This is a genomic window from Aquirufa sp. OSTEICH-129A (genome assembly GCF_054558355.1).
In genome coordinates, this window is the sequence record NZ_JBPXKC010000003.1 from 252,378 (window position 1) to 266,847 (window position 14,470).

A 14,470-nucleotide genomic window follows, 5' to 3' on the forward strand; every position below is an offset into this window, starting at 1 on the left:
CTTTAAAATAAAATCACAAAATTCCATTTATCATGAAAAAACTGTTCTTATTGAGTGGATTGTTACTTTCCACAGTCATGCAGGCACAAGATTATAATCCGCACCATGCCGGTGCAGGAGCACATCCAACAGGACCCACTGCATCAGGGACTACCAACAAAGATTGGTGGCCAAGCCTTTTGAATGTAGGTATGCTTCGTCAAAATTCCGAAAAGTCTAACCCGATGGGGCCAAACTTTAGTTATATCAAGGCCTTCAACAGCTTAGATTACTTTGCTCTGAAAAAAGATATTGCTGAGGTACTTACCAAATCCCAGGATTGGTGGCCAGCTGATTTCGGCAATTATGGCCCACTATTCATTCGAATGGCCTGGCACAGCGCAGGTACTTACCGTACAGGAGATGGCCGTGGAGGTTCTCGAGCAGGTCAACAAAGATTTGCACCATTAAATAGCTGGCCTGATAATGCCAACTTAGATAAAGCAAGACGCCTTTTGTGGCCAATCAAACAAAAATATGGAGATAAAATTTCCTGGGCAGACTTAATGGTTTTAACTGGAAACGTATCCTTAGAGCAAATGGGCTTTAAAACATTTGGATTTGCGGGAGGTAGAACAGACGTTTGGGAACCAGAAAGTAATGTTTACTGGGGATCAGAGAAAAAATGGCTAGATGATAAGAATCGCTACTCGGGCGACAGAAAATTAGAAAATCCTTTGGCAGCAGTTCAAATGGGCTTAATTTATGTCAATCCAGAAGGACCTAAGGGAGTACCAGATCCGGTAGCAGCAGCTAAAGATATTCGGGAGACATTTGGCCGAATGGGAATGAATGATGAAGAAACGGTGGCATTAATTGCAGGTGGTCACACCTTTGGAAAAACCCATGGTAAGGGTCCCGCAACTCACGTTGGACCAGATCCAGAAGCAGCGGGTATCGAGGAACAAGGAATGGGTTGGAAAAGCACCTATCAATCTGGAAAAGGAAAAGATGCCATTACTTCAGGTTTAGAAGTAACCTGGACTTCCACTCCGATCAAATGGGGTATTGGTTTCTTGAAAATCTTATTTAATAACGAATGGGAATTAACCAAAAGTCCAGCTGGCGCTAACCAATGGGTAGCTAAAAACGGGAAAGCCATCATTCCAGATGCCTTTGATCCCAATAAAAAACAATTACCTACCATGCTTACTACGGATCTTTCCTTACGCATGGATCCTGCCTATGAAAAAATTTCTAAACGTTATTTAGAAAATCCAGAGGAATTTGCCAAGGCCTTTGCGAAAGCCTGGTTTAAATTAACACACCGTGATATGGGACCAAGCTCTACCTATTTAGGTCCCGAAGCCCCTAAAGAGGCGTTGATTTGGCAAGATCCTATCCCTGCAGTGAATCATCCATTGATCAATGCGCAAGATATAGCTGCATTAAAGGTTAAATTATTGAATTCGGGTTTAAGCATCAGCGAATTAGTAAGTACATCCTGGGCTTCAGCCTCCACTTTCCGTGGATCTGACCGTCGCGGAGGTGCCAATGGAGCACGAATTCGTTTATTACCTCAAAGAAATTGGGAGGTAAATAATCCTAAACAATTAGAAAAAGTGTTGGCGGTTTTAGAGAAAATCCAACAAGAGTTTAATGCTAAGTCTGGCAAAAAGAAGGTATCCTTAGCTGACTTGATCGTATTAGGTGGCAATGCAGCCATTGAAAAAGCTGCAAAAAATGCAGGTCAAACCGTGCAAGTTCCATTTACTCCAGGAAGAATGGATGCTAGCCAGGAACAAACCGATGTTAACTCGTTTGCTGTCTTAGAGCCAATGGCCGATGGTTTCCGTAATTATTTGAAAACCAGATATACGCTTTCAACGGAAGAATTATTAATTGACAAAGCTCAATTATTAACCTTAACAGCCCCAGAGATGACGGTTTTGGTGGGTGGAATGCGAGCTTTAAACACTAATTATAATGGTTCGAAACACGGAATATTTACGACCAAAAAAGATGCCCTAAGCAATGACTTCTTTGTTAATCTATTGGAGATGGGAACCACTTGGAAACCTAGCTCAGATACGAAGGAAGAATTTGTTGGAACAGATAGTCAAAGCGGAGCAGTCAAAGCAACGGCTACTCGGGCTGACTTGATCTTTGGTTCTAATTCTGAACTAAGAGCTTTAGCTGAAGTATACGCCACAAAAGATGCGCAAGGCAAATTTGTAAACGATTTTGTTAAGGCTTGGACGAAAGTGATGAATTTAGATCGCTTTGATTTAGTCTATAAAAAATAATTATTTTTGAAATGGTTAACAGGAAAAGCCGACCCCCTTGGGGTCGGTTTTTATGTTTTTAATATTTAAATACCATGGAGAATGTTTGTTATTCAGCGAAGTAAACCTACATTCAATTTTATAATTTTTCAAAGCCAACATATTTTTCATAATTCCCAATAAAAAGAGTTAAGACTTGTTAATACCATAAAATATTGCGACCAAATCAAGCTTTTAATCTACCAGGTTACAAAAGATACACTCTCGATAATATCCTATTTTCATTTCAAAACAAACTCAATTAAGCCTTATTCCCTTTTAATAAACGCTTAGCTCTCAAGCAGGTGTGGGGCAAACAAAATATCCCTTTACGCCCAATTTCAGGCTTTTTGAAATTTTCATACTAGAATTCCAATTACCTAGCATGAAAATAAACCATTAGACACAATTTTGAGATTTAGGCAAATTGTTCAATTATTCATCCCTACCTTTGCTATCCAAAAGGTCAGACATCAGCAAATAATTTAAAGCCTTTGATCATAGCATATAAAGTAAAAAATTAAAAAACATTAGCTCTATTGCCAGAATAAATTTTCATCAAATTAGTACAAATCCAATTTTTCGTTCTCTAATGTTATTTTCTTTTCTCAACAATTTCATCTTTCATCGATACATTTCCCAGCTGCGAAGAATAAAAATTCAAAGAAGAAAGTCCAATGTACCTTTGCGATACATTTAATTAAAAGATAAACACCGAATTAAACCCTATCCTATTTTATTGTTCCATTCTCTCTCAAAAAATAAAATCTGTTCTACTCAAATTTTGATACAAAGCCTTCCTTCTAAGTAGACAAAAACATTAAATAAACATCTTATGAAAAAGTACATTATCTCCTCCTTTTTTGCCTTACTTACTTTCATTAGTATGGCCCAAGGACCTGCAGGAGCTGGAGCTCCCAACTTAAATCGTGGACACATATTTGGAAAGGTTATCGATGAGCAGGGAAAACCCGTAGAATTTGCCTCAGTGGTATTATTAAAAACCGTGCTTGACCCAGCTACCAAACAAAACAAAGATATTTTAGTCAAAGCCCAGCAGGCTGAGCTTAATGGTGATTTCAATTTTAAAGAGATTCCAGTCAACGTTCGCTTAAAAATTAAAATCAGCTTTGTTGGCTACAAAAATTACGAAGCTCCTATTCAATTCGCCATGCCTAAAATGGACCCTAGTTCGGCTCCAAAACCTGGACAAGCGCCAGATCCAGCTTTTTTAGCTAAAATGATGGCAGCTTTTGAAAAAGACTTGGGAAACATCAAATTATTATCGGACACCAAAGAATTAGAAACGGTGACAGTAACCGCTACTAAGGCTTTATTGGAAATGGACATTGATAAAAAATCATTTAATGTGAGCCAAAACTTGGTGACTTCAGGCGGTACAGCGGTAGATGTGATGAGAAATATACCATCAGTTCAAGTGGATATTGATGGCAATGTAAAAGTAAGAAATGCCAATCCCACCTTATTCATTGATGGAAGACCTACGAGTTTAAGTATGGACCAAATCCCAGCCGATATCATTGAAAAGGTAGAAGTAATCACCAACCCTTCAGCCAAATATGATGCTTCAGGTAGCATGGCTGGTATCATCAATATCATTTTGAAGAAAAACAAAAAAAATGGATACAATGGTATGTTGAATTTAAGTGCTGACCGTTTTGGTGGTTCTAGCATCATGGGTAACTTCAGTTATCAACAAAATAAGTGGAGCTTGACTGTGATGGGCATGAAAATGAACATGAGAAACAACACAGAAGGAAATAGCTTAAGAAATAGTACCATAGGTGGTGTAGAATCAAGCGTTTACCAAGACATCAATAGTAAAACCAAGGGATCTATGTTTTTCCCACGATTCAGTGTTGACTATGCTGCTACCAATAGAACTACCTTAACCTTAGCTGGATTCTTTGGTGGAGGGGGTAAGTTCTCTCCTACGGAAGATATTAAGATCACCAGTGTGGTCAATAATTTTACTTCTTTAAGCAATCGTTTATCCAATTCTTCTCGTGAGTTTAACCCTAGTGGTTTACAATTAGGATTCAAACATACTTACCCTAAAGCGGGCGAGGAGTTAACGATGGACTTCAACTATTTTGGAGGTACCAATAAAAATGATGCTACGTTTACTACCAACTATTTAAACAACGCTAACATCACAGGCACTCAAATTCAGAAAAATATTGGATCAGGAAGTAATAGCTTCATGACTTTTCAAACAGATTACGTGAAGCCACTAAAAAATGATGGAAATATTGAAATGGGTGTTAGAGCACAGCTTTTTGAATTGGTGAATGAAAACTACAACACCTTGAAAGCGGTAGGCTCTGATGTGTACAAAGTTATTCCATCGGCCTCTACTAATTATGAGAACAAGAATAATGTATATGCGGCCTATGTTTCGGTTTCTGGAAAATCGGTCAATAAGATTTCTTACAAAATAGGCTTACGTGCTGAGAGCTCAAGTTATGATGGAAAATTGTTGAATACCAACCAAAGCTTCAGCAATAGATTCCCATTAAGCTTGTTCCCATCCATCTTTTTAAAGAAAGATCTGACAGCTACCGACCAATTGCAATTAAGCATCACCCGTCGTGTAAGTCGCCCGAATTTCTTCCAAATTATTCCATTTGTTGATTATAGTGACAGCTTAAATATCTCCAGAGGAAATGCTGATTTAGTGCCAGAATTTACCACTTCAGGAGAGCTTTCATACAGCAAAACTAAAGGGTCGGCTACTTTCTTATTATCAGGATATTATAAGTATACGGACAACTTGATTACTCGCTTTTTAAGTCAGGAGATTAACCCGATCAGTGGTAGATTAGATTTGATTAACACTTTTGTTAACGCAAACTCGAGTATCAATTACGGGATTGAAGGAACCTATACTAACAAACTTCAAAACTGGTGGGATTTAACGGCCAATTTGAACATGTATAATTCTAAAATCAATACCTCAAACATTGAAAAAGCTCAGATTACGGATGGAATTTGGACGGTATTTGGTAAAATCAACAATACCTTCTTACTTCCAAAAAAATGGTCTATCCAATTATCAATGGATTATCAAGGAAAAACCAACATGCCTATTAGCCAGAACCAAGGACAAGGTGGTGGCGGAGGTGGCCCAATGATGCAAGCGCAAAGCTCATCTCAGGGATACATCGAACCATTCTACGGTTTTGATATGGCCATCAAGAAAACATTCTTGAAAAACGATTTAGCTTCCTTGACCTTAGCGGCTAATGACTTATTCAGAACAAGAGGAAATACTAGATTCTCATACGGCGAAGGATTTTCGCAGAAATACTATCGATTGTCAAACCCTCAAATGATTCGTCTTACTTTGTCAATTCGTTTTGGACAATTTAACATGAACAACATGAAGAGAAATAACAACCAGAACCAAGATGGTATGCAAATGGGTCAATAAGATTTTTGTAGGTTAGTGATATTATACATAAACGGGTCAATCTTTGATTGACCCGTTTTGATTTGCCTCGACTCAGTTTATTACTTCGAAATGCACCAAATAATGGCTTGCTCAATCAATTGCTTATAGGCGGAATTTCCCCAAACATCTTTGGAGTGTCCCATAGAGGTATAAAATGTTTTACCCTTTCCAGCCCTTTTATGCCAAGCTACCGGATGGTACTTACCCATACCAAAATTCTTATCCTTCATCCAAAGCATATTTCCGCTAGGTAAAATCTTTTCCCCATCGATGTAATAAACCACTTGGGCATCTTTAGGTTGATCAAAAAAGACATACCATTCATCATTCCCTTCCCAAGAAGCAGGAAGCTTGGATTTGAAACTAGAATCGGCACTTGTTTCTAATTGAACTTGCGCCTTTTGAAATTGTGGATTTAGCGGATGATGAGAAAAGGTTGTGCCTAATAAATTGGCTACATACCAATCCCAGTGGTGTGAATTATCCCCAGCCCCATGAATTCCCATCAAGGACCCACCATTTTCTACATATTTTTCTAAAGCCAATTGCTGTTCATCATTCAATACTCGACCCGTAGAATTATTGAATAGGACTAGATCGAATTTAGCTAATTGTGCTTCATTGAAAACCCCTCCTTCCTCGGTTTCAAATACAGTCCAATTATTTTTCTTGGCCATTTCTTGAACGATGGGCTTGGATGCATCGATGGATTCGCCATGTCGGAAACCCGTAGTTTTTGAAAATAAAAGAATAGCTGGCCGATTTTCAACCAATGTCAGTTTGGGCATTTCTGTTTCATAAAATACAGGGAAACCATGTTGAACTTTGTACATAAACAAAGCTCCGAGAGCAAATAGACTTATGACTAAACCAACTACAGTCCAAGCAAAGATTTTTAAAATTCGTTTCATTTGATTTTTTGTTATAACAAGTAATATCCTCCAAAATGGCCTCTAAGCAATTTGAGCATAGAGGGAAAACTAATTTAATGATAATTGTCAGAATCCGGTAAACTTTCAATTCAAGTAATCGATCTTTATAAAGTCTTATACGAATATCTGAACTGGGGTGAGACCAAGCAACATGGGAAGGGCTTAAATAGAATCCTCTTGGAAAATCAAAAACCATCCACTCTATGCGGCAACCTAGAGCAATCAGTGTCCAGACAGATATTTGTACAGAAAATGAAATACCTTTGAAAAAAAATAATGTACTTAGAGCTAAATAAGAATATCATTTCATGAATCCATCTTTTGATAAGTTTCAACGAATTATTAGAAACCCGTTTTTATTTAAATTTTTTATCCTTCAAAAGTTGTCAGCCGCATTTTGGGCAGGCTTATGCATCCACTATTTTGATGCACAAATTTGTGTGGTGCGCGTAAAAAAATCATGGTTTAACCAAAACCCTTTTAATTCCATGTATTTTGCCGTGGAAGCAATGGCTGCAGAAATGAGTTGTGGTATGTTAGCTTTTTCGCAGATCTATGAAAGAAAGCCCGCCGTCAGCATGTTGGTTGAAAAAATAGAGGCTTCCTTTTTAAAGAAAGCCTCTGGTACTATTTTGTTTACATGCAATGATGGCGATGCCATTCTGAGTACCATCCAAGAAGCCATCCAAACGGGCGAAGGCACTAAAATGGTCTGCAAGTCCACTGCGACCAACGAAGATGGGATCATTGTCGCAGAATTTTTATTGACTTGGTCATTTAAGGTGAAGAGTAAATCCTGAGATTTACTTTATTAAATTACTAGTTAACCAATTCGTCATTTTTTCTACCTGCTCGGGGTAGTTCCAATGGCCTGTATCCAAGGCCAAATACAACTCTTTAGGAGCGGTAATCACATTATAAGCCGCATACATGGAAGTTGGAGGACAAGTTTCATCATTAAAACCCCAAGAATAAAAGCCAGGTACTTTCAATCTACGGGCAAAATTGACCACATCATAATAGGCTATGGTTTCTAGCTTTGCTTTAGTTTCATTATAGCCTCGGTTGTTTTTATCAAAATAATGTGGCCAACCACCAGCACGATTAAACAAGTAACCTGTCACGTCTGACAAGGCCGGATAATAGGCCCCTAAAAATTTCACACGATTGTCCAAGGAAGCCGTTACAATGGAAAGAGCTCCACCCTGACTACCTCCAGTTACAGCTAAATTTTGACCGTCATATTGAGGTAAGGAGGTTAAAAAGTCATTGGCACGTACGCAACCTACATAAACACGCTTGTAAAAGAAACGATCTTTGTCGTCCATATTATAGGTAGGATATCCGCTCAAAATACCTGCTCCTAAATCAGTATACACGGATGGATCCAGGTTAACAGGTATACCATGAATACCAATCTGAAGCGTAATGATTCTCTTCTCTGCGTTGGTGATATCCCCCGCATAGGGTCTCACTCCGGCACCCGGAACATGCAATAAAGCAGGGTATTTGCCTGGTTTTTTAGGAACACAAAGGATACCATATAATCGAGCACCTATACGGTAATTCTGAATATTGACATGATACACATTGGTTTTCTCCGTACATCTCTCGGGCATTAAGGTCATTTTAGCATCCAAAGGAATTTTGGCTAAATCTTGTTTGGCCTTATCCCAAAAGGCATCAAAATCGCTTGGATTAGTCACTGTTGCTTGTAGCAAATTGGGAGAAAAACCGACTGTAGCTAAATTTCTATACTCCTTTCCTTCCAACTCGGCAATAACCACACAACGAAGAAATCCTGCAGAAGTCAAGGTTCCTCCATCCAATACCATAGAACCATTAGCCAAAATTTGAGAATCCTTCTTCCAAGGTTCTTGTTTCTCAGGACCAATTTCATATCGAATTTTGACTTGAGGAATGGGACTTCCATTTTTTGAAACCACCACAGAAAAATTTACTTTTTCTCCTGGTTTATAGAGCCAATCTGGGTGGTCAGCTGATACTTGAACTTTGATTTGTTTTTCCGTGGGTTGGGCAAATGCCAGGTGGACGGAAAAAAGCAAACATAGAAGAAACGGTATTTTTTTCATGTAAATAGGTTTTATTTTATCAATCATTATTCTTTGCAAAGCCCAACAATTGCATGAAAAACATCATGCAAGGCTGTTAGTTCGGATTTCAATACCTCATCTTTTAGTCCTTGGCGCATCTTAATTTGTAAGGCTTGAGTTCCCTTTACTAAATTATCTAACTGCCATTTTATGTCCTTTTGATTTTTAAAAGCAGAAGGAATGGAAGATTTCTGCCAAGCCTGGGCCTTGGCAAGCATCTCATCAATTCTTGCACGAATGGGTTTAAAATTTCCCTCTTCGGCTGGATGAAAAGTTTGACTCATCACCGTATGAAATTGGTCTTTTTCTTTCCAATCCGTTTTAGTTTGAGCATCGGCAAAGGTATTTACAAGAAATAATAGACTACTCAAAATCAATAATTTCAAATATTTCATCGGTAAATTTTAGGTTAATGATTTAATTATTTCCTCCGCTTCGTTTAGATTTAACTTGACTTGGCCACTTTTGACCAGCAGGTAATACGGCTTTTTCGGTAGAAATTTTCTCAGGTTCCTCACAGGCCATATAGACCATAATCGCCGTTAAAATAGCATTGCTTTGTACATCATCGAATACAATTTTATCATAGGTATCTCGGTTGGTATGCCAAGTATAGGTTCCATATGACCAACTTAAAGAACTTAAATTGAAGCCAGGGGCACCCGCGGCTACAAAAGAAGCAAAGTCAGAACCTCCTCCACCTGGTGTACCAGGAAAATTGGTCTTTATTCTATTTTTAATCGTGTCGGGAGCTGCCGCTAACCATTTACTTAAATAGTCTTTCGCTTTAGCAAAACCAGAACCTCCTAAGTTAACCACACGACCTGTACCGTTATCTTGGTTAAATAATGCTTGTAAATTTGCCACTATTTCAGGGTGATCTTCTACAAAGGCCCTTGATCCATTCAATCCTTGCTCCTCACTTCCCCAATGCCCCACTAAAATTGTTCGTTTAGGATTTGGATATACCTTTTTTAAGATACGCATAGCCTCCAGCATCACCAAGGTCCCAGTTCCATTATCGGTGGCCCCTGTAGCGCCATCCCAGGAATCTAAATGAGCAGATAACATCACATATTCATTCGGTTTTTCAACTCCCTTGATTTCAGCATGGGTATTGAAGGTAGGTACATTTCCTAGCTCCTTTGATTGGGTATTCACTGTTATTTTAGGTTGTCTACCTGACTCGGTTAAACGGTATAAAAGACCATAATCTTCCAAGGCAACATTGACTGTAGGAATCTTTTTTGTGAAAGCTGCAAATATTTTATTTACCCCAAAGCCATTGGACCAAAGACTAGAAACTATTCCTAATGCTCCAGCCTCCTCCAAGGCTAATGCTAACTTGGCATTAGTCAAACCTGTTTTTGAGATTCGTTTTCTCCAAGCTTCTGTTTGGATTTCGCGTTCTTTTTTCATGGCTTCAAAAGACTCTTTTTGAGCAAACTCTTGCCAATTATAATCTGGCCTACCCGTCATTTGTGGCATAGAAATTAAGACAAATTTCCCTTTTACTTGAGGTAACCAGGCCTTGAAAGCTATGGAATCAGATAGGTCAGCTAAAATGATAGTCTCCCCAGTTTTGGGTTTTTTAGTAGCAGGACTAAAAGCGAGTTGAGTGCCCTCCAATGATTTTATCCATGGAGAAACCATATCAATGGAAGAAATTCCCCGGTCCCATCCACGCCAAGTACCATAATTCTCTCTACGAGCATCTATACCCCACTGTTTATACTGATCAATGGCCCAATCGCTCGCTTGAAGCATTTTGGTAGAACCAACTAAACGAGGCCCTATACCATCAATTAATTCATGAGCCATGCGCTTGAGTTGAGAATTTTCCGTAGCCTCTTTTACAATTGCATTGACGGTTGAGGAAGGATTTTGTTGGGCCAATACGGGTGTGGCCAAAAGGTTTAAGCCAAGTAGTAGTAGGCTCAAACGAGATTTTAAGTTATTGATAGAAGTTTTCATAAGTTAATAATACAAAAGAATATCTGCCCTGCCAAAATTTACAATGAGGCATAGTTATCAAAAATAAAAACTTGGACCAATCAAATTGCCTAAGCACCATTTTTACCCAAAGAGGACAATACCTGAGCTATTTCTATGGGTTGCTGAGTGCCAATTAACAATTTAGCGCCGTCTTTACACTCAAGTTGTAATCCTTTATTTCCTGAAACATTGTAAGCTTTTCCTTTTCCGAAAAGGCCATATCGAAGACCCCAACCTCCATATTCCCATAAAGGGGAATAACTACGAACATACGATTTATCTATTTGGTCAAAAGAATAATAATTGAATTTTAGATGGAAGGGGAAAAATCGCACATAAATACCCTCCGTGGTGATATGTGTTTCTAATTTCAAAATCAAGAACAATATGACGATGGAGGCAAAAAGAAGGGTAGTCAATCCTAAGCCCAAATTGCTCATAGGATTATCTCCAAAAGGAATTCCTAGAAAAATTTGTTGATATGCACCCCAAATAAAATAGGCAAAAAAGCAAAACAGAAACACCCAAATCCACCATTGGTTAAACTTTTGAGTTTCTGAAAACAATATTTTTTTATTATCCATTTTTGAATTTTTACTGGTATTCAAGACCGAATGTATCAAAATTTTCATTATCAACTATTTGGACAACAAAGTTAAATGGCTGTTCGTTGTAACGCTGTCAAGGTTTCAAACCTTGCCAGCGTTGGGAAAATCACCATTTTTTATTTAGATTCGAATCATATTTACTTCAAATAAGATTGTCTTTATTCTTACTCCGTGTTCTAAATTTCACCAAGGAGAAGAATTAGTCAAAATTTCCCAGTATCATTCGATATTTTTTAAGGGAAAACCTAATCAAAATCATCCTTTTCCAAGCCTGATAAAGTTTAAAATGGCCTATATTTCGTAATATATTGGGTAGTTTTTAAAAACGGAATTATATGAAAAAGTTAGAAAATAAAGTTGCCATCATCACAGGAGCTGGCGCAGGAATGGGAAAAGCTATAGCTATTCTTTTTGCTCAACATGGAGCCAACGTTATTGCGGGAGATATCAATCCCAGCCGATTGGATGAATTATCAAAAGAAGTGAAATCTCTGGGAGGCGAAATCACCACCGTTGTAGCCAATATGAGCATAGAATCAGATATTGATCAGCTCATTAATGCGGCTGTAAGTACCTATGGAACATTAGACATTTTGGTAAATAATGCTGGAATAATGGACCATTTTCAACCAGTAGGTGACGTAGAAAATAGCATGTTAGAAAAAGTGATGAAAATTAACTTCGAAGGCCCATTCAAAGCCATGAGAAGTGCGGTAAAGATTTTTTTAGCCAAGGGCAAGGGAAATATTATCAATGTTTGTTCCATTGGTGGATTGAAAGCAGGCGTGGCAGGTGCAGTTTACACTTCCAGCAAACATGCCCTGATCGGACTCACCAAAAGTACTGGCTACCTATACAGCAAATCGGGCATTCGATGCAATGGAATCGCCCCTGGCGCAGTGAATACCAGTATCAGCGAGACCATTGATATGACAAAAATTACCCCATTGGTACAAGACCGAATTATGACAGGAATTGCATTAAATCCGAGAACTGGAGAATCATCCGAAATTGCCCAGGCGGCTTTATTTTTAGCCAGTGATGATTCAAGTTTTGTGAATGCACACATCCTAACAGTAGATGGAGGCTGGAGTGCTTATTGATTCTTAATCAAATACAACATAAAAGGGTCCTATGCCAAAATCCTCTTTATTAATTCATATTCTCCGATTCTGAACTTTGAAATGAACACCCTGAAAGACAATTTCTTAGGAACTTTCAATTGGAGTTGATTTATTCAGATTCTACGTGCAAATTTGCATGATGTCAAACAAGAAAATGAAAATTTTCCTGATTATTTTCTCTACGTTAGTTTTAACTTTCGTGGGTAAAAGTGTTTTGGCACATACCTTTACCAGCTCCCTAAAGGCCAAATTTACGCCTACTGTTGATGGCAAGATTCAATTTTTAAATGCCGTAGAAGAAGAGGATATTTCAGAAGACTTGCAAGATGAGCAAGACCCGAATACTGGTAAATATTTAATTCGAATCATTTCTCCTACTCCCTTCTCATCAGAAAGACCTGTTCAAATTTCTTTGGCAGATAAATTTGAGATTATTAAGTCTAACTTTCTTGCTTTATTTAAGCAGCATGCCAACTTCCGAATATAGACCTCGGCGTTTTCTCTCCATTACCATTTTTCTATTTCATTCTGAACGCTAAAACCGTTCTAAAAAAGATTCCGCCATGAAAAACAAGTTCATTTTGTGGGTAACTATGCTTACCTGCTTCTCAAGTTTAGCACAAAAAACACCTGATAATGAAGCCCTTAAGCTGAATTTAAACGAATCAGGCTCTCGATATTTTCAAGCAACATTTTTGAATCAGGCTTGGTTTAGATTCAATGATAATAATCCAGGAACCACCGTCAATGGAAATCTTCAACAACAATCCTTTGACATTGGCTTACGAAGAACTAGGATGCAGATGTTCGGACAAATTACTGACCGAACCTTCATGTATTTTCAATTTGGACAGAATAACTTCAATGCTCAATACAATGTCACAGGTAATCGGAAAATAGCCCCATTTTTTCATGATGCATTAGGGGAATATCGAGTTTCTTCCAAAAATCAATTAAAAATTGGAGGTGGTTTAAGTATCATCTCAGGTATATCACGATTTTCGCAGCCTAGTATAGGTACAATTATGACCATGGATGTACCTGTTTTTGCGCAGACGACGGTGGACCAAATCGATCAGTTCTCAAGAAAATTAAGTATTTATGCCCGAGGACAAATCGGTCATTGGGATTATCGGTTTATTTTAAGCGATCCATTTCCTATCACTTCCAATGGGCAGACTCCTCCGCCAATAAGTTCTAGTTTTGCCAATTTTTCTCAAAAGGGTCATTCATTACAGCAACAGGGCTATTTGATTTATCAATTCTTTGACCAAGAAAATCATACAACACCCTACATGACAGGTACTTACTTAGGCAGCAAAAAGATTGTTAATATAGCCATTGGGGGAGCCTACCAACCTAAAGCCATGTGGCAAAAATCGGCACAAGGTGATACGTTATACCATGATATGAAACACTTTGCGGTAGAAAGTTTTGTGGATATCCCCTTAAAAAACCATGCTGCCCTGTCAGCATACCTCGGCTACTTCAACACTCAATATGGTCCTAATTATTTACGCTATAATGGCTTAATGAATCCTGCCACAGGGACAACTTTAACTGCATCAAATTCGATCACAGGACAAGGCCCAGTTTATGGTAACAGTTATCCGATGTTTGGTACAGGGTCTTCGATTTACACACAATTTGGCTACCTATTACCCTCACATCGCGCTGATTTAGGAAATAGATGGATGCCTTATGTGGCAGCTACATTCGCTCAATTTGACCGTTTAGGGAATCATGCAACTCAAACTTTCAACCTGGGCTTAAACTATTTCATACAAGGTCATAAATCCAAACTCAGTTTAGATTTCCAAAGTAGACCTTCCTATCAAGTCAATCAAGGTGAAGTTAGTACAGGCAGTCGTTTAAACAGCCTAACCCTACAATTTCAAGTTTTTATTTAAAATTGTGTA

Annotated in this window: 11 protein-coding genes; 6 read left to right on the forward strand and 5 right to left on the reverse strand. The window is 38.3% G+C overall.

Translation table 11 applies throughout. The features are described 5' to 3' along the window. The first annotated feature begins 32 nt into the window (after positions 1–32). The gene (katG, locus tag SKC36_RS07610) at positions 33–2,285 is read left to right on the forward strand and encodes a catalase/peroxidase HPI (RefSeq protein ID WP_459465486.1); all 2,253 of its coding nucleotides are present in this window, start codon (positions 33–35) and stop codon (positions 2,283–2,285) included. A gap of 853 nt (positions 2,286–3,138) precedes the next feature. Beyond that, entirely contained in the window at positions 3,139–5,757 is a 2,619-nt protein-coding gene (locus SKC36_RS07615) for a TonB-dependent receptor (protein WP_459465488.1), read from the forward strand. Positions 5,758–5,837: 80 nt separating this feature from the next. Here the strand turns inward: SKC36_RS07615 and SKC36_RS07620 are convergent, their stop codons facing one another. Then, complete coding sequence (locus SKC36_RS07620) at positions 5,838–6,689, reverse strand: ThuA domain-containing protein (protein ID WP_459465490.1); 852 nt, start codon at positions 6,687–6,689, stop codon at positions 5,838–5,840. Positions 6,690–7,018: 329 nt separating this feature from the next. Here SKC36_RS07620 and SKC36_RS07625 point away from each other — a divergent pair, with 329 nt between their 5' ends. After that, the gene (locus tag SKC36_RS07625; RefSeq protein ID WP_459453409.1) at positions 7,019–7,510 is read left to right on the forward strand and encodes a PaaI family thioesterase; all 492 of its coding nucleotides are present in this window, start codon (positions 7,019–7,021) and stop codon (positions 7,508–7,510) included. A gap of 3 nt (positions 7,511–7,513) precedes the next feature. On the opposite strand, the gene SKC36_RS07630 is transcribed toward SKC36_RS07625, so the two are convergent. The 4 genes from SKC36_RS07630 to SKC36_RS07645 form a co-directional block, all read right to left on the reverse strand. Beyond that, positions 7,514–8,803: an acetylxylan esterase gene (locus SKC36_RS07630; protein WP_459465492.1), complete on the reverse strand. Its 1,290-nt coding sequence runs from the start codon at positions 8,801–8,803 to the stop codon at positions 7,514–7,516. 26 nt (positions 8,804–8,829) lie between these two features. Continuing rightward, positions 8,830–9,219 carry a hypothetical protein gene (locus SKC36_RS07635; protein ID WP_459453407.1) on the reverse strand — a complete coding sequence of 130 codons (390 nt, stop codon included), beginning with the start codon at positions 9,217–9,219 and terminating at the stop codon, positions 8,830–8,832. A gap of 22 nt (positions 9,220–9,241) precedes the next feature. Further along, on the reverse strand, positions 9,242–10,798 hold the full coding sequence (locus SKC36_RS07640) for a M20/M25/M40 family metallo-hydrolase (protein WP_459465494.1): 1,557 nt from the start codon (positions 10,796–10,798) through the stop codon (positions 9,242–9,244). A gap of 89 nt (positions 10,799–10,887) precedes the next feature. Then, positions 10,888–11,451: a hypothetical protein gene (locus SKC36_RS07645; protein ID WP_459453405.1), complete on the reverse strand. Its 564-nt coding sequence runs from the start codon at positions 11,449–11,451 to the stop codon at positions 10,888–10,890. Between the two features lie 311 nt (positions 11,452–11,762). Between SKC36_RS07645 and SKC36_RS07650 the strand changes: the two genes are divergently transcribed. The 3 genes from SKC36_RS07650 to SKC36_RS07660 all read left to right on the forward strand — a co-directional run bounded on the left by SKC36_RS07650 (position 11,763) and on the right by SKC36_RS07660 (position 14,461). Continuing rightward, positions 11,763–12,530: a glucose 1-dehydrogenase gene (locus SKC36_RS07650; RefSeq protein ID WP_459453404.1), complete on the forward strand. Its 768-nt coding sequence runs from the start codon at positions 11,763–11,765 to the stop codon at positions 12,528–12,530. Between the two features lie 175 nt (positions 12,531–12,705). Beyond that, on the forward strand, positions 12,706–13,038 hold the full coding sequence (locus tag SKC36_RS07655) for a hypothetical protein (RefSeq protein ID WP_459465496.1): 333 nt from the start codon (positions 12,706–12,708) through the stop codon (positions 13,036–13,038). Between the two features lie 76 nt (positions 13,039–13,114). After that, on the forward strand, positions 13,115–14,461 hold the full coding sequence (locus SKC36_RS07660) for a hypothetical protein (protein ID WP_459453401.1): 1,347 nt from the start codon (positions 13,115–13,117) through the stop codon (positions 14,459–14,461). The last annotated feature ends 9 nt before the right edge of the window (positions 14,462–14,470 follow it).

Coding starts and splice junctions, on each gene's coding strand:
- katG (WP_459465486.1), top strand. CDS start 33: ATGAAAAAACTGTTCTTATTGAGTGGATTGTTACTTTCCACAGTCATG.
- SKC36_RS07615 (WP_459465488.1), top strand. CDS start 3,139: ATGAAAAAGTACATTATCTCCTCCTTTTTTGCCTTACTTACTTTCATT.
- SKC36_RS07620 (WP_459465490.1), bottom strand. CDS start 6,689: ATGAAACGAATTTTAAAAATCTTTGCTTGGACTGTAGTTGGTTTAGTC.
- SKC36_RS07625 (WP_459453409.1), top strand. CDS start 7,019: ATGAATCCATCTTTTGATAAGTTTCAACGAATTATTAGAAACCCGTTT.
- SKC36_RS07630 (WP_459465492.1), bottom strand. CDS start 8,803: ATGAAAAAAATACCGTTTCTTCTATGTTTGCTTTTTTCCGTCCACCTG.
- SKC36_RS07635 (WP_459453407.1), bottom strand. CDS start 9,219: ATGAAATATTTGAAATTATTGATTTTGAGTAGTCTATTATTTCTTGTA.
- SKC36_RS07640 (WP_459465494.1), bottom strand. CDS start 10,798: ATGAAAACTTCTATCAATAACTTAAAATCTCGTTTGAGCCTACTACTA.
- SKC36_RS07645 (WP_459453405.1), bottom strand. CDS start 11,451: ATGAAAATTTTGATACATTCGGTCTTGAATACCAGTAAAAATTCAAAA.
- SKC36_RS07650 (WP_459453404.1), top strand. CDS start 11,763: ATGAAAAAGTTAGAAAATAAAGTTGCCATCATCACAGGAGCTGGCGCA.
- SKC36_RS07655 (WP_459465496.1), top strand. CDS start 12,706: ATGAAAATTTTCCTGATTATTTTCTCTACGTTAGTTTTAACTTTCGTG.
- SKC36_RS07660 (WP_459453401.1), top strand. CDS start 13,115: ATGAAAAACAAGTTCATTTTGTGGGTAACTATGCTTACCTGCTTCTCA.